The following is a 20,422-nucleotide window of genomic DNA, read 5'->3' as shown; positions in this document are numbered from 1 at the left end:
TCAGGGCCCGTGGCACGCCCGGGGGTGAACGGCCGCCCGTCAGACGCCCAGGGCCTCGGCGGCCGCGGCCGTCCCCTCGATCCTGGCGGCGATCTTGTCGAAGGCGAGGTCGCGCGAGGTCGAGGTGTCGTCGGCGAACGGCGCGAACCCGCAGTCGTCGCAGGTGCCGAGCCGATCGGCGGGGATGTGGCGGGCGGCCAGCAGCACCCGGTCGCGCACCTGCTCAGCCGTCTCGGCCACGCCGCTGATCGGGTCGGTCACGCCCACGAAGACCCGAGCCCCGGGCGGCAGGTGGTCCCGGATGACGGCCAGCACCCGCTCCGGGTCCGGCTCACTCGCGAGCTGGACGTAGAAGTTCCCGACGTTCAGCCGGAAGAGCTTCGGCAGCAGGCCGGCGTAGTCGACGTCGAGGCTGTGGGTGGAGTCCTGGTCGCCGCCGGGGCAGGTGTGCACGCCGAGCCGGGCGCGCTCGGCCGGGGAGAAGCGCTCCAGCACCCGGTTGTTGAGGGCGACGAAGTCGTCCAGCAGCCCTCCGCCGGGATCGAGCTTGAGCGACAACCGTCCTTCTGTGAAGTCCAGCTGGACCACGTGCGCGCCGGCCTCCAGACAGCCGCGGATGTCGGCCTCGGCCTCGTCGGCCAGGTCGTCGACGAACGCCTCGCGGGGGTATCCGTCGACGCCCTCCGCGGGGTACAGCAGGCTCAGCGCCGACGGCGCGATCACGGCCTGCTTGACGGGCAGGTCCGTGTGCCGCCGCGCGGCGCGAAGGTAGGTCGCGGCGTGCGCGCCGTACCGGAACGGCCCGGCCGTCAGGCGCGGCAGCCGCCGGGTGTGGCCGTCGGCGAACGGGATGACGGCTCCGTCGGGACGGTGGCCGTCGTGCCCGGAGAGGGGATAGGTCACGAAACTCGGCTTGGACTGCTCTCCGTCGGTGAGGACGGGGGAGCCGATCCGCTCCAGGCGGGCGATCGTGTCGGCGACCGCCTCCTCCTGCCGGGCGGCCAGGTCGGCGTCGCCGATCCGTCCGGCGGCGTGGTCGGCGAGCGCGGCGATCAGGGCCGCGGGCCGGGGGATGCTACCTATCGGTTCCGTAGGGATTCCCATACGCGCGAGCCTAGGTGGCGATCATGATTTATCAATCGATCAGAGGTTCGATGTGGTCTGTCCGGTAGGACCGGGGATCTTCCCGATGCTTAGGGAGGCTTGACGGGGCCTGTAGTAACGTGCGACGGGTCGCGGCCAACGCCGGCGGGGGGTGGGGGCCAGAAACTGTGTGAGGCCGTCTCATGAGCCTTCTCGGGGTGCCGCTTCTCGTCGGGACGATCGTCCTGACGATCGCGGTGACGGCCGCGTCCGTGTGGCTGGGGGGCCGGCTGCGCGGGTCGGCGTCGTCGCAGGCCGTGCGGAGGGCCGCGCTGGCCCTCGCCTGCCAGGTGTGCGCCGTGCTCACCGTGGCCGTCGTCGTGAACGACCAGTTCGAGTTCTACGCGACCTGGGACGACCTCGTCGGGTCCGACTCCGCCGCCGGCTCGTTCGCATCGCTCACTCCGCAGGACCAGCACGGGTTCCGGACCGCGGCCGGCCTGACGTTCGCGCCGTACGGGGAGGACGGGGTGCGGGTGGTGCACTTCACCGGGCCGAGGACGCACATCGGGGCCGACGTGTACGTGTGGCTGCCCCCGCAGTACGGCCTGCCCGCCTACCGGCACACGCGCTTCCCGGCGATCGAGCTGCTGCCCGGTTATCCCGGGCCCGTCCACAACTGGTTCACCATGCTCGACGTCACCGGCCTGCTCCGGCACGAGATGGCCAGGGGCGAGGCGGAGCCCGCCATCCTCGTGGCGCCCACCATGGAGGTGGTCCCGGGCCTGGACACCGACTGCACCGACATCCCGGGTGGCCCGGCGGTGGAGACCTGGGCGGCCGAGGACGTGCGCGACATGGTGACCGCCAACTTCCGGGCCCGCATGGACGGCGCGGGCTGGGCGGCGATGGGGTACTCCGAGGGCGGTTTCTGCGCCGTCAAGCTCGCCGTCCAGCATCCCCGGCAGTACACGGCGGCCGTCAGCCTGTCCGGCTACTTCACGCCGACCGCGCCGGCCGTCACGCGGTCGCCCGGCCTCCTGCGGGCCAACGATCTGCTGCAGGTGCTGACCCGGAGCCGCCCGCCGGTGTCGCTGCTGGTGATGGGCACCCGGCAGGACGCGGACACGGCCGCCGACGTGACGCGGCTGCGCGCCGTCGTCCACGCGCCGACCACGGTGGCCTCGTCCGTCCTGCCCAGCGGCGGCCACAACTACGGCGTCTGGGGGACGATGCTCCCACCGGCGCTGCGGTGGGTCTCGCACGAGCTGTCCGACCCCCGCCGGGCGCGTTCGTGACCTCCGGCCGGGGACGGGGCGCCCGCCCTCGTCGTCGGGGGTCCGGGTACGGCTCGCCCGGGCCCGTGGTGCACCATGGCCGGATGTCCCCTCCCCTCACGAGCGACATGACCGCAGGTGATCGACATTCCCGGCGCGCCGCCCGGGGAGCGCGCCGGACGCGCCTCCGCCTGCGGGCGATCCTCCTGTCCGTGATCGCGCTCGCCGGCGTCGCGCTGCACGCGTCGCTTCCCGCGGGGGAGCGGACCGGCATCGCCCCCCACATGACGGTGGCGCACGCCCGCCGCCTCCCCGCGTCGCGGCGGCCCGCCTCGCCGTCCCCCGCCTCGCCGTCCCCCGCCTCGCCGTCCCCCGCGTCGCCGTCACGCGCGTCGTCGTCTTCCGCGGCGGTGCGGACGGTGGTCGCGCTGGGCGACTCGGTGCCCGCCGGGTCCGCCTGCGACTGCACGCCGTTCGTCTCGCTGGTCGGCCAGGCCCTGGCGGCCCGGCAGGGCACGGACGTCGCGACCGACAACCTCGCCTCCGGCGGGCTCACCACCCAGGGGCTGCTCGACCAGCTCGACGACGACTCCGCCCGCAGGACGCTCGTCTCCGCCGACCTCACGATCATCACGATCGGCGCCAACGACTTCGACAGCGGCTCCGTCACCGACGACGACTGCGGCCCCGGCGCCGGCCTGGCCTGCTACCGCGACGACCTGACCCGGCTGCGCACCGACATGGACGCCATCCTGGCCAGGGTGCGCGCGCTGCAGACGCGCCGGGGCAGCCGCATCCTCGTCACCGGCTACTGGAACGTGTTCGTTGACGGGGCCGTGGGCCGCGCGGAGGGCGACGCGTACATGGCCAACAGCGACAGCCTCACCCGCGCCGTGAACGACACGATCGCCGCGTCGGCCCGGGCCGCGGGCGTCCGCTACGTGGACCTCTACACGCCCTTCAAGGGCCCCGGCGGCACGGGGGACGACACGGCCCTGCTCGCCGGCGACGGCGACCACCCCGCGGCCGCCGGCCACCGCCTCATCGCCCGCCAGATCCTCTCCGCTCTCGCCGTGCCGCAGGCCCGCTGAGCCGTACCGGAATCCCGGTGGATAAGCGGGAGCGGCGCTGAAAGCATGCGGGAGTGGACCGGATCGTGCGCGCCGCGGCGGAGCTGCTGAAGACCGACCTGTACGACCCGGTCGACCTGGGCGGGAGCAGGCGCAGCACGGTGCTGCGATGCCGCACCGGCGACGGCGGCAGCGTGATCGTCAAGTCGTACGCCGCCGAACGGGAGGGCCTGCGCTCCTTCACGTCCGAGGCGGCCGGGCTGTCGCTGGGCCTGGCCGGCCCCCGGCTGCTGGGCGCGGACCCCGCGGCGCGGCTGGTGGTCATGGCCGATCTCGGCACCGCGCCGACGCTGGCGGACGTGCTGCTGGGTGACGACCCCGCCGCGGCGGCCGACGGCCTGCTGGCCTGGGCCCGGGGGCTCGGACGGCTGGCCGCCCGGTCGGCGGGCCGGCGCGCCGACCTGGCCCGGCTGCGCGCCCGCTACGACCTGGGCGTGCCGTCCTGGGAGGACGAGCCGTGGATCGGGCAACGGATGTCCGGTCTGCTCGCGTGGCTGGAGGCGGCCCGCATCTCCGTGCCGTACGGCCTGGCGGACGAGCTGTCCGCGATCCGCGAGACGGTCGAGCGGGAGTACCCGGCGTTCACGCCGGGCGACACCTGCCCCGACAACAACCTGCTCACACCGGACGGTCTGCGGCTGCTGGACTTCGAGGCGGCCGGCTTCCAATCGGTCTTCCTGACGGCGGCGTACTGCCGGATGCCGTTCTCCACCTGCTGGTGCGTCTACCGGCTGCCGGCCGGCATGGCGGCGGAGGTGGAGCGGGCGTTCCGCGCGGAGGTCGTCCCAGCGTTCCCGGACCTCGCGGACGACGCCGTCTGGCAGGCGGGCACGGCACGGGCGGTCGCCGTGTGGACGGTGGACGTGACGGCGGCGCTGCTGGCGCGCGTCCTGGACGAGGACGGGCCCATGCACCCGACGCGCCGGCCGGTCCCGACCATCCGGCAGGTGCTGCGGCACCGGTGGGAGACGGCGAGCGGGCTGGAGGAGTTCCCCGCCCTCGTGAGGACGACGCGGCTGCTGCTGGACGCCTTCGCCGCGACGTGGGCGGCGCCGCCGCTGCCGGTCTACCCGGCCTTCGACCGCTGACCCGGGCGTCTCCGTGACCTCGGGTCGTCATGGGGCTCCGCCCAGGTCCCACATGCGGACCTGTTCGGACCTCCCGGCGGCCAGGACGACCGCGTGCCCGTTCACCTGACCCAGCGCGACGGCGTTGAGGCGGTTGGGGGCGTGCAGCGGCGTGCCGATCCGCCGTCCGTCGAGGAGGTTCCACACCCGGATGTCGCCGCCGAGGGCGACGGTCACTCCGATGGGGATGTCGCCGAGACGGCCGTAAAGGATCTGCACGACGCGCTCGGTGTGCCCGCGGAGGGGCGGCGCCACTCGCCTGCCGAGCCGCACGGGGACCCCGATGTCCGCCCTCGTGACCGGATCCCTGATCCACACCCGGTCGCCGTCGCGTCCGAACAGCACGGTGCGGTCGCCGGCCCGGGTCACCCACCCCCTCCTCTCGTCGCCGGGCGACACGTCGGCACTCAGGGCGACGACGTCCCGGAACCGCACCCCGGGCACGCCGTCCACCACGAGGACGCGGCGGTCGTCCAGGCGGTCGGCGGGGATCTCCGCGAGGGACCGGTAGGTGCCGGGCCATGGCTCGTCGACCCTGCGGCGCGTGGCCAGGTCCCAGACCAGGGTCCGGCCGTCCCAGCCCCTGGTGACCGCCACCGTGCGACCCCCGGCCCGGGTGACCTGGATCATGTCGATCTCGTCGGTGTGGCCGGGCGGGACGGTGGCGGCGATCTGACGGCCGGTGTCCAGGTCCCAAAGGCGTACGACGTCGTCGAAGCCGCCGGTGAGCGCGATCGGCCGGCCCTGCAGCTCGCCGACGTCGAGGGAGACTCCGGCGGCGGCCGGCGGGGAGGTGTCGGGGTGGGCGGCGCCCGCTGGAGGGTTGCCCGGCAGGAGCGCGAGCCGCCGCCGGGAGACCGGGTCCCAGACGGAGAGGCTTCCCGCGGGTACCGCGACCTCCCCCGGCGCCGGGTGCGCGCCGTTGACCGTGACGAGGACCGTCCTCCCCCTCACCTGCGCCTTCCGCAGGACGGCGAAGTCCCCCTCGATCCCGTCGAGCCGCCGCCGGGTCGCCAGGTCGTAGAAGCGGAGGGGGTCCGGCCCGGGTTCGTTCTCGGAGCCCCCGTTGTCGTCGACCACGGCGGTGAGCCTGCCGTCCAGCGTGACGAGCTCGAGGCCGTGCACCCAGTTGCTCTCGCCCAGGGGCGTCGGGGAACCGGCCGGCCGGCCGCTCGCCGCGTCGACCACGAGGAGATTCTCGCCGGCGGTCACCCGGACGGAGCGGCCGTTCAGCCGGCCGGCGGCGGAGCCGTCCCGGCGGCATCCTCGCCCGTTCTAGGCGATCTGTCCGGGAAACGCGTCTACGGGACGGCCGGCGCGATCCGCGTGTTGCGGATGTGCTCGTAGACGATCGAGGTCCGGACGTCGGCGACCTCGGGGCGTTCGGTGAGCCTGTCGATCACGAACGCGTACAGGCCGGCGTTGTCCGGGACGGCGACGTGCACGATGAAGTCCTCCGTGCCGGTCGTCACGTAGACGCCGAGGGTGTCCGGCAGGGCCGAGACCCAGTTGCGGAAGCCCTCGATGTTCCGCCGCGACGGAGGACGCACCCGGACGGCGATGAGGGCCTGCACCGGGCGGCCGATCGACGGCAGGTCCACGTCGAGGATTGCGCCGCGGATCACCCCTCGCTCCCTTAGGGCCCGCGTCCGGTCGAGGGCCGTCGTGGGCGAGACCCCCACGGCCGCCGCGACGTCGCGGTTGGTCTTCCGTGCATCCGACTGCAGTTCCGCCAGGATCGCCTTATCAAGTTCGTCCATGACCGCCCAAACGCGTCGATCGCCGATACAAGTACGGATCGATTGCAGCATAGCCGTACGGATTCATAGCATGCGACGGGAAACCCCGAACGTTCGAGCAGGAAGGTGGCGGCATGGCCGACGAGAACACGATGGAGAACGCGACCGGCCCGGCCGTCGGCTTCGCGCCTGACGAGATCGATCCCACCGCGCCGACCCGGGCCGCACGCCTGAAGTGGGTGATCGTGGTCGACGGCGGGCTGCCCGCGGGCCGCGCGGTCAACGCCGCGGCGTGCGTGGCGGCGGCGACCTCGGCGGCGGTCGGCGGTCTGCTCGGCGACGACGCCGTGGACGGCGGCGGGCTCGTCCATCCGGGCCTGCCCTGGGCCGGGTGCTCCGTCCTGGTCGCCGACGCGGCCGCCCTCCGGGCCGTCAGGGCGAAGGCGGCCTCCTCGGCCGGCTGTTTCGTGGCGGACATGCCGGCCGCCGCCCAGCACACCCGGGTCTACGCCGACTACCTCGGGGCGATGAAGGAGACTCCCGCCGAGGACGTCGCCTACTACGCCGTCAGCGTGGTCGGCCCGCGTAACCGGGTCGACAAGATCGTGGGCCGCCTTCCGCTGATGCCCTGACCCGCCGCCTGCCCTGAGCCGCGTGCTGCTGACCAAGTCGTGGGCGGTGCGACCCGATCAGGTCGGCGCACGAGCATCGCGGGCGCCGGCTCCTGGACGCGCCGCGGCCCGGGCCGCCTGTCCGGCGGGCCCGGGCCGTCGTGTGCGTGCGGCTATCTGCCGAAGCCGGCGGTCAGTCCGCTGAGGAGCTGCCGGCGGCCGATCGTGTAGAGGGCCAGGATCGGCACGATGGTCAGCACCACGGAGGCGAGCACGGCCGGCACGTTCACGCCGTACGGGCCTCCCTGGAACGCCGCCAGCGCCAGCGGCAGCGTGCGCTTGTCGGGGCTCTGGGTCAGGATCAGCGGCAGCAGGAAGCCGTTCCACACCGTCAGCGCGTTGTAGATCGACACCGTCACCACGGCCGGCCGGGTGAGCGGGAAGGCCAGCCGCCAGAGCGTCATCCACTCGGTGGCGCCGTCGAGCCGCATCGACTCGAACAGCTCCTTGGGCACGTCGCGGATGAAGTTGGCCAGCACCAGCACCGACAACGGGATCGCGAAGGCGATCGACGGCAGGACCAGTCCCGTCAGCGAGTCGTAGAGGCGCAGCTTGATGATGATCAGGTAGACCGGGATGATCGTCGCCTGCAGCGGGATGGCCAGGCCCATGAGGAAGAGCGAGTTCACCGAGCGGAGGAAGCGGCTGGCGCCGGCGCTCCGGACGATCGCGTACGCCGCCATGAACGCGAACAGCACCGACGGGATCACCGTGCCGACAGCGACGATGAGGCTGTTCAGGAAGTACAGCGGGAAGTCCAGCTGGAGCACGAGCCGGTAGTTGTCCAGGGTCGGATCGGTCGGCGGCGCCAGCGGGTTGGTCATGTAGTAGTTGGTCTGCGTCTTCAGACTGGTGACGACGATCCAGTAGATCGGGATGATCACCACGGCCAGCCACAGCCAGCTCACCGTGCCGCCCAGCCAGTTGGGCCGCTGGCGGGTCCTGCCGGGCCTGCGGTGGCTCGTCTTGGACGCGGCCGTCTGCTCGATCCCGGTCGTCGTCTGGCTCACGCTCACCGTCAGGCACCTTCCAACTGGCTGGCGTTGGGGTTGCGGCCGCCCAGCCGGCGCAGCAGCAGTGCCAGGGCGAGGCCCACGATAACGAGGATGACACCGATCACGCAGGCCTGTCCCATGAGGTTGGCCTGGAAGCCGCGCTTGTACATGTCCAGGGCGAGCGCGCGGGTGGCGTCGGAGGGACCGCCCTCGGTCAGCACGAAGATCAGGTCGAAGAAGGTCAGGGAGCCGACGATCATCAGCGTGGAGGACGTGATGATCGTGTACTTGAGCTGCGGCAGGGTGATGTTGAAGAACACGCGGACGCGCCCCGCGCCGTCCAGTTCCGCGGCCTCGTACAGCGAGCGCGGGATCTGCCGCACGCCGCCCTGGTAGAGCAGCGAGTGGAACGGGATGAACTGCCAGGACACCACGAAGATCACGACGCCCATGGCGAGGCTGGGCTCGCCGAGCCAGTCCTGGGTGAGCAGGTCGATGTGCAGCCCGGCGCCGAGCCCGAAGTTCGGGTCGAGCAGCGCCTTGAAGGTGATCGCGATGGCCGCCGAGCTGAGCAGCAGCGGGATGAAGTACAGCACCGCGAGCAGTTCCCGGTACCGCTGGCGGCCCGCCAGGAACACCCCGATCAGGATGCTGGAGGGTGTCTGGACCGCCCAGGAGAGCACCGTGATCAGGAACGTCACCCACAGCGCGTGCGGCAGGCCGGGGTCGGTGAGCACCGCCCGCCAGCTCTCGAACCCGGTCAGCTTGATCTCGCCGAGGGTGTCCCACGAGGTGAAGCTGAGCAGCAGGACCCCGACCAGCGGAATCACCGCGAAGGCCACGAAGGCCAGCAGGGCCGGTAGGGCCAGCCACGGCAGGACGCCGCCGCCGCGCGCCTCACGCGCGACGGCGGACGGCGTCCGTCCAGCGGTTGTCGCGGACATGCTCACTTGCCGATGACCGCGTTCATGTTGGTCGCGAACTGCTGCGGGCTGATCGACAGCTGGAACAGCTTGGCGATGTTGTCGAGCAGCACCTCGGCGGCGGTCGGGCTGAGCGCCTGGTCCCAGGACTGGGCGAACACCTTGGCGTTGCTGGCGACGCCGTAGATGAAGTTCAGGAACTCGGCGTCCTTGGAGCCGGCGAACAGCTTGTCGGAGCCCTTGACGATCGGCACGCCGCCGGTCCCGACCCAGTCCTTCTGCTCCTGGTCGTCGAGCAGGCCGTTGGCGAAGAACTTCTTGGCGATCTCCTTCTGCTCCGGGGACGCCTTGGAGGAGATCGACAGGTACTGGCCGGGGTTGCCGACGGTGTCGCTCGGGTCGCCCTTGCCGCCGTCGACCGGCGGGAAGTTCATCCAGCCGAGGCCGCCGCTGGGGACGAAGTCGCCGCCCTGCGCCTGCTGGATGCCGTACGACCAGCTGCCGTGCAGCATCATCGCGGCCTTGCCGGTGTACAGCAGCGCCTGGTCGGCGTTGGAGTCGGCGGTGATGGAGGAGAAGCCCTTGACGAAGGCGTTGGCCTTGATGAGCTCCTGCATCTTGGTGAGGCCCTCGATGGACGCCGGGTTGTTCCAGGCGTCCTTCTCACCGTCGAAGACGGCCTGGAACACCTCGGAGCCGCCGATGCGGTCGAAGAGGAACTCCAGCCACATCATGTTCGTCCAGCGGGACTGGCCGCCGAGGGAGAACGGCGCGATGCCCTTGGCGTTGAACTTCTTCACCAGGTCCAGGATGTCGCCGTACGACTGCGGCGGCTGCACCCCGACCTGCTCGAAGACCTTCTTGTTGTAGAAGAGGACGATCGGCTGCACGGTCTCGCAGGGCATCGCGTAGATCTTGCCGTCGATCGTCGCGGCGCCGAACGAGGAGGGGAACAGCCGGTCCTTCACCGCGGCGTTCTGGTCGAACCACGAGGTCAGGTCCTCGACCTGACCGGCCTGCACGTAGCTGCGCAGACCGCCGCCGCCCCAGCCCCAGATGATGGTGGGCGCCTGGCCGGCCCCGATCGCCGTCTTGATCTTCGTCTTGTAGGCGTCGTTCTGGATCGTGGTGATCGCTATCTGGCCGTTGGGGTTGGCCTGGTTGAACCGCTTGACGGCGGCGGTGCGGGGCGCCTCACCGGGCGGGCCCTGGAGGAACCAGTAGGTGGCCTTGGTCCCGCTGCCGCTGGCGCCGGCGCCGGCGCCCCCGCCGCTCGGGGCCGGGCCGGAGGTGCCGCAGGCCGCCAACGCGGCGCCCAAGGGGAGGCCCATGGAGAGAGAAAGAAAAGTACGGCGGGATGTTGTCCTGGACTCCACGCTGATCTCCGTACGTCGATGCCGAGGCTGACCGCGGCTCAAAGTGAACCATCAAAGTGCGGGTGGCCGGCGGTCGGCGATCGACGCCTCCGATGCCACGCGCCCGCTCCTCCTTGAACTCGCCGTGTCGAAACATTTTCGAAACAGGCCGCGTGGCACGTCAATTTAGATATCCACTTCGGGACTGTCAAGGGTGATCCCGCACCCTCGCCAAATTGGGATGAAGCGTGTGTAAGGTACTCTCGCACGGGCGTTCACCTGGTGATCTCGCACAGACCAGGATGTCGGGCGGAGCCGCCCCGACGCGTCGAAAAGTTTCGGTCGGTTGCGGGAACACTTTCAACCTGGGGAGAGCAGATGACGGCGCTAGACGGCACTTCCGCGGACCAGATCCTCCGGCCGTGGCAGGACCCGGCGCTTCCGGTGGCGGATCGCGTTGAGGCCCTCCTCGGGGAGATGACGCTGGAGGAGAAGATAGGCCAGCTCGGCAGCCGGTGGATCGGCAACGACATGCAGTTCGAGCAGGAAAGTGAATCCGACGAGGACAGCCCGGGCCCGATGAACGTGGCCCCCATGCAGGACGTCTTCAGGGCTTCGGGAACGGTGCCGTTCGAGGAGGCGATCCGCCACGGGCTTGGCCATTTGACGAGAGTTTTCGGCAGCGCCCCGGTGACCCCGGCCGAGGGTGCGGCCGAGGTGGTGCGGTTGCAGCGCGAGGTGGTGAAGCAGTCGCGGCTGGGCATTCCCGCGCTGGTGCATGAGGAGTGCCTGACCGGTTTCACCACGTACGGCGCGACCGTCTACCCGTCGGCCATCGCGTGGGGCGCGACGTTCGACCCGGGCCTGGTGGAGCGGATGGCCGCCGCCATCGGGCGCGACATGCGCGCCGTGGGCGTCCACCAGGGTCTGTCGCCGGTGCTGGACGTGGTGCGCGACTACCGGTGGGGCCGGGTCGAGGAGACCCTGGGCGAGGACCCGTACCTCGTGGCGATGCTCGGCGCGGCCTACGTCCGCGGCCTGGAGAGCGCCGGGGTCATCGCCACGCTCAAGCACTTCGCGGGATACTCCGCCTCCCGCGGGGCCCGCAACCACGGGCCGGTGCCGATGGGCCGGCGCGAGCTGATGGACATGATCCTCCCGACGTTCGAGACCGCCGTCGTCGAGGGCGGCGCGCGGTCGGTCATGAACTCCTACTCCGACGTGGACGGCGTGCCCGCCGGGGCCGACTCGTGGCTGCTTACCGACCTGCTGCGCGGCGAGTGGGGGTTCACCGGGACCGTCGTGTCGGACTACTGGGCGGTCCCGTTCCTCGCGACGACCCATCAGGTCGCCGCGGACTACGACGAGGCGGGCGTGCAGGCGCTCACCGCGGGCATCGACGTCGAGCTGCCCGACACGCTCGGCTTCGGCCAGCACCTGGCCGAGCGGGTACGGCGGGGCGAGCTGCCGGAGTCCCTGATCGACCGCGCGGCCCGCCGCCTGCTCACGCAGAAGGTCGAGCTCGGACTGCTCGACCCCGGATGGACGCCGGAGAAGTCGGTCGCCGGGGCGGAGGCCCTGGACCTGGACTCGCCGGCCAACCGGGAGCTGGCCCGGGAGCTGGCCGAGCGGTCGATCGTGCTGCTCGATGCGGGCACCGCCCTGCCGCTGCGCGGAGAGGGGCGCACGGAGCCGCGCCGGGTGGCCGTGGTCGGGCCGTGCGCCGACGACCCCCGGACGTTCATGGGCTGCTACGCCTTCCCCAACCACGTGCTGCCGCGCTACCCCGGGCTCGGGCTCGGCGTCGACGCGCCCAGCCTGCTCGACGCGCTGCGGGCCGAGCTGCCGGACGCCGAGCTGGTGCACGAGCGCGGCTGCGACGTGCGCGGCGACGACACGGCCGGGTTCGCCGCCGCGGTCGAGGCGGCCCGGGACTCCGACCTCTGCGTGGCCGTCGTCGGCGACCTCGCCGGGCTGTTCGGGCAGGGGACGTCGGGCGAGGGCTGCGACGCCGAGGACCTGCGGCTGCCCGGGGTGCAGGAGGACCTGCTGCTCGAACTGGCCGCCACCGGCACGCCGGTCGTGGTGGTCGTGGTCTCCGGCCGCCCGTACGCCCTGGGCGAGGTGGCCGGCGGGGCGGCCGCGCTGGTCCAGGCGTTCATGCCGGGGGAGGAGGGCGGCGCGGCCATCGCGGGCGTCCTGTCCGGCCGCGTGCAGCCCGGAGGGAAGCTGCCGGTGCAGATCCCGCGTGTCCCCGGCGGCCAGCCGGGCACCTACCTGCAGCCGCCGCTCGGCTCCAACAGCCACGGCATCAGCAACCTCGACCCGACCCCGCTGTTCCCGTTCGGATACGGCGCCTCGTACACCACGTTCGAGGTCGACGACCTGCGGATCAGCGACGACGAGGTGTCCACGGACGGCGAGTTCACCGTGTCGGTGCGCGTGCGCAACACCGGTGAGCGGGCGGGCGACGAGGTCGTCCAGCTCTACCTGCACGACGTGCTCGCGCAGGTCACCCGGCCGGTGCTGCAGCTCGCCGGGTTCGCCCGGGTCCGGCTGGAGCCCGGCGCGAGCGCGCGCGCGACGTTCACCGTGCACGCCGACCGCACCGCCTTCACCGGACGTGACCTGCGGCGCATCGTCGAGCCCGGGGACGTCGAGGTGTTCGTGGGCACGTCGGCCACCGACCTGCCGTGCCGGGGCCGCGTGCGGCTGACCGGCTCGGTGCGTCACGTCGGCCGGGGCCGGCGGCTGGTCACGCCCGTGGACGTGGACTGACGGCGACCCCCGCCGCGCGGCGGGGGTGGCCTGACACCGGACTCTCGCGCCACACAGCAGGGAGGAACAGATGCCGGCCAGTCGTAGGCGGGCCACGCTGGCCACGGTCGCGGCCTCGGCGGGTGTGTCGGTCGCGACCGTCTCGAAAGTCCTCAACGGCCGCAGCGACGTCGCCCCGGCGACCCGCTCCCTGGTGCTGTCCCTGCTCGAGCAGCACGAGTACGTCGCCCCGCCCCAGCGCCGGGGCGAGGCGGCCGTGCTCGACACGATCGAGGTGGAGTTCGACACCGATCTCAACGCGTACTCCACCGAGATCGTGCAGGGCGCGGTGGAGGCCGGGACCGAGCTCGACGTCGCGGTCGTCGTGAGCATCCGGACGAGCGCCGACCGGGTGGGGGCGTGGGCGCGGGGCCTGGTCGCGGCGGGACGGCGGGCGCTGATCGCGGTCACCAGCGAGCTGACCGCGGGCCAGCTCGCCGCCCTGTCCCGCGCGCAGCTGCCGCTGGTGGTGATCGACCCGCTGAACCTGCCGCAGACCCCGGTCACGAGCGTCGGGTCGACGAACTTCGCCGGTGGCCTGGCCGCGACGCAGCACCTGCTCTCGCTCGGTCACCGGCGCATCGCCTACCTCGGCGGGCTGGCCACCGCCGGCTGCAACCAGGCCAGGCTGCACGGCTACCGGGCCGCCATGGAGTCCGTCGGCGCCGCCGTTCCGCCCTGCTACGTCCGGTCGGGGCACTTCCACTACCAGGACGGGGTGGCCGGCGGCGCGGCCCTGTTCGACCTGCCGGACACGCCGACCGCCATCTTCGCGGGCTGCGACGAGATCGCGCTGGGCGTCCTGGAGGCCGCCAGGGCGCGGGGGCTGCGGGTGCCGGAGGACCTCAGCATCGTGGGGTTCGACGACACCCAGATCGCCCCGATGGCCTCGCCGCCCCTGACCACCGTCCGGCAGCCGCTGCGCGAGATGGGCGCGGTCGCGGTGCGCACGGCGCTGCGCCTGGCGGCCGGGGAGAAGGTGGACTCCCACCGCGTCGAGCTCGCCACCGAACTCGTGGTGCGCGCCTCGACCGCGCCCGTCTCGTCCGCCTGAGCGTGGGCCTGCCCGGTCAGCTTGGCGTCACCGCGGCGGGTCCTCCCCGACGGAGGTTGGCGCGGGAGCGCGCGACCGCCTCCTCCCCCAGCGCCATCAGCTGACCGGGGGTGTCCTCGGCGGCGGTGCGCCACTCCCATTCGGGATCGGCGTCGAAGTCGACCGCGTCCCAGGGAGGCGACGGCGGCCGGCCGAACAGCTTGTGGGAGAGCATGTCGTCCTCGACCAGGGCCAGGTGCTTGAGCAGCCCGCCCAGGGTCATCGAGGACGCGGCGGTCGTGGCCCGCATGCCGGGCGCGTCCAGTCCCGAGCACTTCCACGCCAGGGTCCTGCGCTGGCGTTCCAGCGACCCCACCAGGGTGTCGGCCTCGTTACCCGCGACCGGCGGCTCCACCAGCAGGGGCTCGTCGTTCTCACTCATGCGGAGCAGGTCATGGGCTCCGCCCCCTCCCGCACCATCGGGCCCTGGCGGGCTGCCCGCATCGTTCAGCGCGCAGACCGACAAGAAGAACCCTCTTGACAATTTTATTTGTCGGCAATAACTTTGGATCACTGAGAGCGACCCCAAAGAGGAGTGAGTCAGATGCGGATCGTGGTCATCGAGTTCATCAGCCTGGACGGCGTCGTGCAGGCGCCGGGCGGTCCCGAGGAGGACACCGACGGCGGCTTCGCCCACGGCGGCTGGATGGGCGCGTTCTTCGACCCGGAGACGGTGGGCGGTGCGTTCGCCGCCACGGTGACCGGGGCCGACGCGCTCCTGTACGGGCGCCGCACGTGGCAGGGGATGGCCGCGGCGTGGCCCGAGCGGGCCGGTGACCCGTTCGCCGACCGGATGAACGAGATCCCGAAGTACGTCGTGTCGGAGACGCTCGGCGACGACGAGCTGACCTGGAACAACACCACACGCATCCCCGGCGGGGAGGCCGTCGCCCACCTCCGGAAGCTGCGCGACGGCGACGGCGGCGACATCGTGGTCATGGGGAGCCCGACGCTCGTGCGCACCCTCCTGCACGAGGAACTGGTCGACGAGCTCCGGCTCGTGATCACGCCGGTGATCCTCGGCGGAGGCAAGACGATCTTCCCCGGCGACGGCGTGATGCGCGCGTACGAGCTGGCCGGCACGTCGGCGGGCGGCACCGGCGTGCAGGTGTGCACGTACCGTCGGGTCCGCGAGGAGTAGTCCGGCCGGGCGCCCTCGTGAGCCGGGGGCGACGGCCTCGGCGGAGAACGGCCGCGCGCGGGTGGGCGGTGGCCCGCGACCGCCGCCGCGGCCGGGCGCGTTCTCTGAAGTGCGGCGCAGGAGCGTGCGCCTGGGCGAGGGTAGGAGGATTGCTGCCACCCATGACCCGGGAATCCCGACTTACAGTCGGAAAATGGACAGCGACAAGCTCCTCGGAGAGTTCCTCCACGCACGCCGGATGGCGACCTCTCCGCGGCAGGCGGGGCTTGCCCACTCCGGGCCGCGTCGCACACCCGGTCTGCGCCGCGAGGAGGTGGCGGTGCTGGCGGGCGTGAGCCTTGACTACTACGCCCGGCTGGAGCAGGGACGCGAACGCCGCCCCTCGGACCAGGTGCTGAACGCCCTGGCCCGGGTCTTTCAGATGGACGGCGACACCACTGACTACCTGTACAAGCTCGCCTACCCGGGCCTGCGGTCGCCGGCCCCGGTCGACATGCCCGAGCGGGTCAGCCCGACGTTGTACGGGATACTCGCGGGCTGGAACGACGTCCCCGCGTTCGTCCTCGGCCGCCGGCTGGACGTCCTGGCCTCCAACTCGATGGCGGACGCCCTCTACGGCGGGCTGACATACCGGGACAACTGCCTGCGCATGATCTTTCTCAGTCCCGAGGCCGAGGACTTCTACGCCGACTGGGAACGGGCGGCCTTCGTCAAGACGGCACAGCTGCGCCGCGCCGCGGCGACGGACCCCGACGACCCCGCGCTGGCCCGGCTCGTGGCGGAGCTCCGCGCGCACAGCGAGGTGTTCCGCACGATGTGGGAACGGCACGACGTGGGGACCCGGGTGGCCGAGGACAAGTCCTTCCGCCATCCCGAGGTGGGCGAGATCAGCCTCGCCCTGCACCGGCTCACCGTCACCAGCGGGTCGGGCCAGCAGCTCTGCATCATGGCGGCGCCGCCCGGGAGCCTGTCCGAACAGGGACTGGCCAGGCTGGCCGCCACCCTCCCCGACGGCGGTTCCGGCGCCGCCCGCTCCCCGTGGAGCCGGCCCGGCCAGGCGCGGGCCACCGAACCGGGATTCTGACCCGGGCGTACGCGAACGCCGACCCGCGGTGCGTCCGTCAGGCGGTCCCGCTGTCGAAGGCGACGGCCTGGCGGATGTAGTCGCGCAGGGCGTCCCGGTCGAGGGCGCCCAGGTTCTTGATCTTGACGTGCCTCGTCGTCTTGCCCACGCCCTCCAGCAGGCCGTGCCCGTCGTCGAACTCCGCCCCTCGGGCGAAGGCGAAGGTGACGTGCGTCCTGCTGTGGCTGATGATGGCGAGGATCTTGTCGCCCTTCCAGGCGGGCGATCCCCGGCTGATCACCTCCGCGGCCTCCGGCGCGCTCTCCCGCATCAGGTCCCGCAGCGCCGCCACCACACTCCGATGGTGCTCGGGAAGAGTGCTCCGCACGAACTCGTCCACCTCGTCGCTGGGCATGGCCGGCCTCCTCGAAGCCTTCGTCGTCCGTGAGCCGCCGGCGTCGCGCCGGCACACCCTCACGATGCGGGACGGCTCTTGCGGTCCGTTGACGCCCGCCCCCCTGCGGCCGTCAACGGACCGTAAACCGCTCACGGCACAGTCGTGGGCGTGACGATTCCGGATCATCGGACTTCCGGACGGCGAGCTGAGGAGCACGATGTGCGCAAGGTGATCGTGTCGGTCTTCGTGACCCTGGACGGCGTGCAGGACGACCCCCACGAGTGGTCGCTCGGCCACTGGACCGACGAGTACAGCGGGTACGCCCGCGACCAGTTGTTCGCCGCGGACGCGCTGCTGATGGGCCGGGTGACCTATGAGGGGTTCGCCGGCAGCTGGCCAACCATGACCGACGAGGACGGCGCCCCGGAGGGCTTCGCCGACCGGATCAACACCATGCCGAAGTACGTCGCCTCCACCACCCTGCGGGAGCTCGACTGGACCAACTCGCACCTGATCGAGGGCGACGTCGTGGACGCGGTGCGCGACCTGAGGCACCAGCCGGGCGGGGACATCCTCATGTACGGCTGCGGCGGCCTGGCCCGCCTTCTGACGCGGCGCGGCCTGGTCGACGAGATCCGGCTCTGGGTCCACCCCGTCGTCCTCGGCCGGGGTGAGCACGTGTTCGCGGGCTGGGACGAGACGCCCATGCGGCTGCTCCGGACCAGGACGTTCGCGTCGGGAGTCGTCGTGCTGGCCCACGAGCCGCAGAGCTAGTCGCCGGCGTGGAAGGGCGTGTGGATCCGGCCTTCGGTGCGCATGCACTCGAACATCCTCTGGATCGACTCGGCGTCGTTGAGGTGTGGGAACGGGTCGTCCGGGGGAGCCGCGACGCCGAGGAACCGGCACAGCGGCCCCCAGCCCTGGCGGACGTCGAACACGAGGAGCCGCTCGGCGGGGATGGCGGACCGCACGGCCGCGACGTGCCGCCGGTACGCCTCGACGGCCTTCTCCTCGTCCGGCACGGGAGCCCCGAAGTGCCAGTCGTCGTCGAAGAGGAACCCGGTGATCCGCTCGAGGAGCGGGCGCAGCCGTTCGATCGCGGCGAGAACGGGGCGGATGCCCTCGGGCGCCTCGTCCTGCGACATCGGGCCGCGCGGGTTGATCGATCCCAGCATGCGGAAGCTGACGTACCAGCTGTGCGGGTCGCGGACCGTGAGCACGACCTTGGCGTCCGGGTAGGCCTGCGCCAGCTCCCGCCAGAAGAAACTGGCCGGCCAGTCCTGACTCGACCGGAACCCGTCGAAGACCCGATCCCAGTCCACCGGCCCGCCCGCGCAGAGCGGCAGCCACCGTTCGGCAAGCTCGGGCCGGCGCATGACCTCGAAGAAGTGGTAGCAGGGCCCGAAACCGAGCCGTTCCAGGGCCGCCTTCATCGACGTCGTCCCCGTGCGCGGAAGTCCCGCGCCGATGACCTTCAGCATGGTCCAGGCTCCCGTCGCCGTCCGCTACCTGCTGGGCTTCCCGGAGGCGCGCGGAATCGGCGCCCGCGGCCGCGAGCCGGGGGAGAACGCGCCGGAAACGTTGCCGTCCGCTCACCCGGGAGCCGCGGGCGATGCCGCCCGTTGACGGACGGGATGCGCCGGCCGGAAGGTCAGCCCGCCCAGGCTTCGCGGGCGGTGGTGACGGGACCGCCCGTCTCGATCGACTCGCCGATCGCCAGGCTGATCAGGTGGTCCTGGCAGCCCTCCGCCAGGGGGTACGGCTCCGGGCCCCGTCCCCGGCACCAGGCGGTCATCCTGTCGAGCAGCGCGACCACGGCCAGGTCGTCTTCTGAGAAGCGCCCGCCCTTGAAGTCGTTGCGGTAGACCACGCGGCCGTCGACGCTGATGTGGTCGAGCTCGAAGCCCTCGAGGTTCAGGTCGATGCCGGTCTGCCGGCGGATCAGGTGCGACTCCACAGGGGTGGCCGGGTCGGCCAGCCGGACGAGACGGTCGTCGACCAGCTCGCCGAGCGATCCCCGGATGACGATGCGGCGGGAGCGCAGCGGGTTCCACCACTGGTTGTCGGTGAAGTCGTACAGGCCCATCCCCCCGCCGGAGAACTCCAGGGTGGCGATGGTGGTGGCGGCGTCCCTGGGCGTGGCGTCGCCCGTCCAGCCGGCGGGCGTCAGCGGGTCGGCCAGCGGGGCGGTGAACGACCGGGCGTTCACCGTCACGTCCTCGAACCCGGCCCCGAGCATGTGCCGGATCACCGACACCGCGTGGTACAGGTGCGTCGAGGACATCTGCACGGAGGTCACCCGGCCGATGACGCCCTCCCGCAGCAGTGCCAGCCTCGCCGCGTGGCCCGGCATGAGCAGGTACTGCTCGGCCACCTGCACCAGCCCGCTCGATCCCACGGCGGACCACAGGTCGCGCAGCCCGTCGAGGTCGGGCGCGGGCGGGGTCTCCGCGAGCACCGGCATGTCGTGCTTCACCAGTTCCCTGGTGACCTCCGGGGTGACCGGCCACGGCACGGAGGGGATCACGAACTCGGGCCGTTCGGCCGCCAGCATCTCCGCGACCGTGCGGAACGTCGGGACGCCCCAGCGGGCCTCCACCTCGGCCCCCCGCTCGGCCGTACGGGTGACGACGCCCGACACCGACATCCGCTCGGGCAGCTGCCTGGCCAGACGCAGGAAGAACTCCGACCGCCACCCGCTCCCGACGATGCCGAAGCGACCTGCCGACTGTGCACTCACGATGTGTCCTCGCTCTGCGATCGTCCCTGGGTGGCCGAACCAGAGTAGTACCGGGCGAATCGGGCCCCTGGGCACGTCCGGCCGCCCGGCTTCCAGACGAGGCCGGGCCGTCGGTGAGGGCCTCGTCGGCGGTCTCCCGCGATGGAATGATGGGGCGGGTCTCGGACACCGTTCGTCCTCGCCGTACGGCCGTGACCGTGCCGGCCGGCCTGGCGGACGGAACGGCGGGCGGTGCCTTCGCCGGTCAGGTGAACCAGACGTCGTAGGCGGCGCGCAGGCTCTCCTGCGGCGGCTCGGGAAGCAGCTGGAAGAACTTCCAGGCATAGCCGTACGGATCGACGATCTCGGCGTAGCGCTCGCCCCACGGCGCGTCGACCGGAGCGGTCGTGACGTCGCACCCCGCGGAGTGGCAGTAGTCGGCGGTCGCGTCGACGTCGTTCACCCGGATCCCGATGACGACGCCGAGGCCGCGCGGGCCGGCCGTGGTCATCCGTTCGCGGTCGCTGTCGGGGAACGGCATGCCGGTCAGGGCGTCGACCAGCAGTTGCAGGTCCCCGCGCCGCAGGATCGCCATGATCGTCCGGCCCTCCGGGCTGAACATGGACCCCGCCTGCTCGAACCCGAGCCTTCGGTAGAACGCGGCCGCCTCGGTCACGTCCTCGACTCGGAGTCCCAGGCGGAAGGAAGCCTCGTCGGTCATTACCTCTCCAGGAATCGGCGAGCGGTGTCGCCGCGGCGGACGCCCCCGCCCTGTGGAAATGGATCCACCGGGGACCGGCGGTGTACGGCCGGTCCCCGGTGGCGCTCGTGTCACCGCGACGGTAGCGCGGTGCGGGGTGTCAGGCGATGGTGCAGGTGGCTCCGTTGAGGG

The 20,422-nt window shown here is 72.1% G+C and carries 21 protein-coding genes; 10 read left to right on the top strand and 11 right to left on the bottom strand.

Translation table 11 applies throughout. The features are described from left to right. Positions 1-39: 39 nt before the first annotated feature. On the bottom strand, positions 40-1,104 hold the full coding sequence (locus Mco01_RS07905; RefSeq protein ID WP_204056235.1) for a cobalamin-independent methionine synthase II family protein: 1,065 nt from the start codon (positions 1,102-1,104) through the stop codon (positions 40-42). A gap of 182 nt (positions 1,105-1,286) precedes the next feature. Between Mco01_RS07905 and Mco01_RS07900 the strand changes: the two genes are divergently transcribed. From Mco01_RS07900 to Mco01_RS07890, 3 genes are all read left to right on the top strand, one after another. Then, on the top strand, positions 1,287-2,381 hold the full coding sequence (locus Mco01_RS07900) for an alpha/beta hydrolase (protein ID WP_204056234.1): 1,095 nt from the start codon (positions 1,287-1,289) through the stop codon (positions 2,379-2,381). Between the two features lie 191 nt (positions 2,382-2,572). After that, entirely contained in the window at positions 2,573-3,451 is an 879-nt protein-coding gene (locus Mco01_RS07895) for an SGNH/GDSL hydrolase family protein (protein ID WP_204056233.1), read from the top strand. Between the two features lie 53 nt (positions 3,452-3,504). Then, positions 3,505-4,578, top strand: a complete 1,074-nt coding sequence (locus Mco01_RS07890) for a hypothetical protein (RefSeq protein WP_204056232.1) — start codon at positions 3,505-3,507, stop codon at positions 4,576-4,578. 27 nt (positions 4,579-4,605) lie between these two features. On the opposite strand, the gene Mco01_RS07885 is transcribed toward Mco01_RS07890, so the two are convergent. Together Mco01_RS07885 and Mco01_RS07880 are read right to left on the bottom strand one after the other, a co-directional pair. After that, complete coding sequence (locus Mco01_RS07885; RefSeq protein WP_204056231.1) at positions 4,606-5,805, bottom strand: WD40 repeat domain-containing protein; 1,200 nt, start codon at positions 5,803-5,805, stop codon at positions 4,606-4,608. A gap of 113 nt (positions 5,806-5,918) precedes the next feature. Then, positions 5,919-6,377 carry an Lrp/AsnC family transcriptional regulator gene (locus Mco01_RS07880; protein ID WP_204056230.1) on the bottom strand — a complete coding sequence of 153 codons (459 nt, stop codon included), beginning with the start codon at positions 6,375-6,377 and terminating at the stop codon, positions 5,919-5,921. A 113-nt stretch (positions 6,378-6,490) separates the two neighbouring features. Here Mco01_RS07880 and Mco01_RS07875 point away from each other — a divergent pair, with 113 nt between their 5' ends. Further along, positions 6,491-6,988: a DUF2000 domain-containing protein gene (locus Mco01_RS07875; protein WP_239103428.1), complete on the top strand. Its 498-nt coding sequence runs from the start codon at positions 6,491-6,493 to the stop codon at positions 6,986-6,988. Positions 6,989-7,140: 152 nt separating this feature from the next. Here the strand turns inward: Mco01_RS07875 and Mco01_RS07870 are convergent, their stop codons facing one another. From Mco01_RS07870 to Mco01_RS07860, 3 genes are read right to left on the bottom strand one after another with little or no spacing between them, the layout of a single operon-like run. Further along, positions 7,141-8,037: a carbohydrate ABC transporter permease gene (locus Mco01_RS07870; protein ID WP_372444811.1), complete on the bottom strand. Its 897-nt coding sequence runs from the start codon at positions 8,035-8,037 to the stop codon at positions 7,141-7,143. 8 nt (positions 8,038-8,045) lie between these two features. Further along, positions 8,046-8,966: a carbohydrate ABC transporter permease gene (locus Mco01_RS07865; RefSeq protein WP_204056229.1), complete on the bottom strand. Its 921-nt coding sequence runs from the start codon at positions 8,964-8,966 to the stop codon at positions 8,046-8,048. A gap of 2 nt (positions 8,967-8,968) precedes the next feature. Then, positions 8,969-10,276, bottom strand: coding sequence for an extracellular solute-binding protein (locus tag Mco01_RS07860; RefSeq protein ID WP_204056228.1), 1,308 nt, complete (start codon positions 10,274-10,276; stop codon positions 8,969-8,971). A 402-nt stretch (positions 10,277-10,678) separates the two neighbouring features. Here Mco01_RS07860 and Mco01_RS07855 point away from each other — a divergent pair, with 402 nt between their 5' ends. Both Mco01_RS07855 and Mco01_RS07850 read left to right on the top strand, forming a co-directional pair. Continuing rightward, positions 10,679-13,078 (top strand): beta-xylosidase/alpha-l-arabinosidase, encoded by a 2,400-nt coding sequence (locus Mco01_RS07855; protein ID WP_204056227.1) that lies wholly within the window; start codon positions 10,679-10,681, stop codon positions 13,076-13,078. Positions 13,079-13,148: 70 nt separating this feature from the next. After that, positions 13,149-14,171 carry a LacI family DNA-binding transcriptional regulator gene (locus Mco01_RS07850; RefSeq protein WP_204056226.1) on the top strand — a complete coding sequence of 341 codons (1,023 nt, stop codon included), beginning with the start codon at positions 13,149-13,151 and terminating at the stop codon, positions 14,169-14,171. A 16-nt stretch (positions 14,172-14,187) separates the two neighbouring features. Here the strand turns inward: Mco01_RS07850 and Mco01_RS07845 are convergent, their stop codons facing one another. Next, positions 14,188-14,592 carry a mycothiol transferase gene (locus Mco01_RS07845; protein WP_204056225.1) on the bottom strand — a complete coding sequence of 135 codons (405 nt, stop codon included), beginning with the start codon at positions 14,590-14,592 and terminating at the stop codon, positions 14,188-14,190. A 162-nt stretch (positions 14,593-14,754) separates the two neighbouring features. On the opposite strand from Mco01_RS07845, the gene Mco01_RS07840 reads away from it, so the two are divergent. Continuing rightward, positions 14,755-15,351, top strand: a complete 597-nt coding sequence (locus tag Mco01_RS07840) for a dihydrofolate reductase family protein (RefSeq protein WP_204056224.1) — start codon at positions 14,755-14,757, stop codon at positions 15,349-15,351. A 193-nt stretch (positions 15,352-15,544) separates the two neighbouring features. Continuing rightward, positions 15,545-16,435: a helix-turn-helix transcriptional regulator gene (locus tag Mco01_RS07835; protein WP_204056223.1), complete on the top strand. Its 891-nt coding sequence runs from the start codon at positions 15,545-15,547 to the stop codon at positions 16,433-16,435. Positions 16,436-16,472: 37 nt separating this feature from the next. Here Mco01_RS07835 and Mco01_RS07830 read toward each other — a convergent pair whose 3' ends face one another. Beyond that, positions 16,473-16,829, bottom strand: a complete 357-nt coding sequence (locus Mco01_RS07830) for a DUF1801 domain-containing protein (protein WP_204056222.1) — start codon at positions 16,827-16,829, stop codon at positions 16,473-16,475. Positions 16,830-17,030: 201 nt separating this feature from the next. Here Mco01_RS07830 and Mco01_RS07825 point away from each other — a divergent pair, with 201 nt between their 5' ends. Next, positions 17,031-17,585 carry a dihydrofolate reductase family protein gene (locus tag Mco01_RS07825; RefSeq protein WP_239103427.1) on the top strand — a complete coding sequence of 185 codons (555 nt, stop codon included), beginning with the start codon at positions 17,031-17,033 and terminating at the stop codon, positions 17,583-17,585. Here the strand turns inward: Mco01_RS07825 and Mco01_RS07820 are convergent. Next, entirely contained in the window at positions 17,582-18,292 is a 711-nt protein-coding gene (locus Mco01_RS07820; protein ID WP_204056221.1) for a sulfotransferase family protein, read from the bottom strand. The two genes, Mco01_RS07825 and Mco01_RS07820, sit on opposite strands and share 4 nt — an antisense overlap. On the opposite strand from Mco01_RS07820, the gene Mco01_RS07815 reads away from it, so the two are divergent. Continuing rightward, positions 18,291-18,437, top strand: a complete 147-nt coding sequence (locus Mco01_RS07815) for a hypothetical protein (RefSeq protein ID WP_204056220.1) — start codon at positions 18,291-18,293, stop codon at positions 18,435-18,437. The genes Mco01_RS07820 and Mco01_RS07815 overlap by 2 nt on opposite strands. Before the next feature lie 25 nt (positions 18,438-18,462). On the opposite strand, the gene Mco01_RS07810 is transcribed toward Mco01_RS07815, so the two are convergent. Both Mco01_RS07810 and Mco01_RS07805 read right to left on the bottom strand, forming a co-directional pair. After that, complete coding sequence (locus tag Mco01_RS07810; protein WP_204056219.1) at positions 18,463-19,551, bottom strand: Gfo/Idh/MocA family protein; 1,089 nt, start codon at positions 19,549-19,551, stop codon at positions 18,463-18,465. A 244-nt stretch (positions 19,552-19,795) separates the two neighbouring features. Beyond that, positions 19,796-20,251 carry a VOC family protein gene (locus Mco01_RS07805; protein ID WP_204056218.1) on the bottom strand — a complete coding sequence of 152 codons (456 nt, stop codon included), beginning with the start codon at positions 20,249-20,251 and terminating at the stop codon, positions 19,796-19,798. Positions 20,252-20,422: the final 171 nt, after the last annotated feature.

The organism is Microbispora corallina (assembly GCF_016863035.1).
Lineage (GTDB): Bacteria > Actinomycetota > Actinomycetes > Streptosporangiales > Streptosporangiaceae > Microbispora > Microbispora corallina.
Note: the sequence above shows the minus strand (reverse complement) of the source record. Positions and strands in the feature narration are given on the sequence as shown.

What these genes read in the sequence shown, in the direction of transcription:
- Mco01_RS07830 (WP_204056222.1), bottom strand. Translation starts at nt 16,829, where the DNA reads ATGCCCAGCGACGAGGTGGACGAGTTCGTGCGGAGCACTCTTCCCGAG.
- Mco01_RS07855 (WP_204056227.1), top strand. Translation starts at nt 10,679, where the DNA reads ATGACGGCGCTAGACGGCACTTCCGCGGACCAGATCCTCCGGCCGTGG.
- Mco01_RS07850 (WP_204056226.1), top strand. Translation starts at nt 13,149, where the DNA reads ATGCCGGCCAGTCGTAGGCGGGCCACGCTGGCCACGGTCGCGGCCTCG.
- Mco01_RS07905 (WP_204056235.1), bottom strand. Translation starts at nt 1,104, where the DNA reads ATGGGAATCCCTACGGAACCGATAGGTAGCATCCCCCGGCCCGCGGCC.
- Mco01_RS07820 (WP_204056221.1), bottom strand. Translation starts at nt 18,292, where the DNA reads ATGCTGAAGGTCATCGGCGCGGGACTTCCGCGCACGGGGACGACGTCG.
- Mco01_RS07815 (WP_204056220.1), top strand. Translation starts at nt 18,291, where the DNA reads ATGGTCCAGGCTCCCGTCGCCGTCCGCTACCTGCTGGGCTTCCCGGAG.
- Mco01_RS07900 (WP_204056234.1), top strand. Translation starts at nt 1,287, where the DNA reads ATGAGCCTTCTCGGGGTGCCGCTTCTCGTCGGGACGATCGTCCTGACG.
- Mco01_RS07875 (WP_239103428.1), top strand. Translation starts at nt 6,491, where the DNA reads ATGGCCGACGAGAACACGATGGAGAACGCGACCGGCCCGGCCGTCGGC.
- Mco01_RS07845 (WP_204056225.1), bottom strand. Translation starts at nt 14,592, where the DNA reads ATGAGTGAGAACGACGAGCCCCTGCTGGTGGAGCCGCCGGTCGCGGGT.
- Mco01_RS07835 (WP_204056223.1), top strand. Translation starts at nt 15,545, where the DNA reads ATGGACAGCGACAAGCTCCTCGGAGAGTTCCTCCACGCACGCCGGATG.
- Mco01_RS07860 (WP_204056228.1), bottom strand. Translation starts at nt 10,276, where the DNA reads ATGGGCCTCCCCTTGGGCGCCGCGTTGGCGGCCTGCGGCACCTCCGGC.
- Mco01_RS07880 (WP_204056230.1), bottom strand. Translation starts at nt 6,377, where the DNA reads ATGGACGAACTTGATAAGGCGATCCTGGCGGAACTGCAGTCGGATGCA.
- Mco01_RS07865 (WP_204056229.1), bottom strand. Translation starts at nt 8,966, where the DNA reads ATGTCCGCGACAACCGCTGGACGGACGCCGTCCGCCGTCGCGCGTGAG.
- Mco01_RS07840 (WP_204056224.1), top strand. Translation starts at nt 14,755, where the DNA reads ATGCGGATCGTGGTCATCGAGTTCATCAGCCTGGACGGCGTCGTGCAG.
- Mco01_RS07805 (WP_204056218.1), bottom strand. Translation starts at nt 20,251, where the DNA reads ATGACCGACGAGGCTTCCTTCCGCCTGGGACTCCGAGTCGAGGACGTG.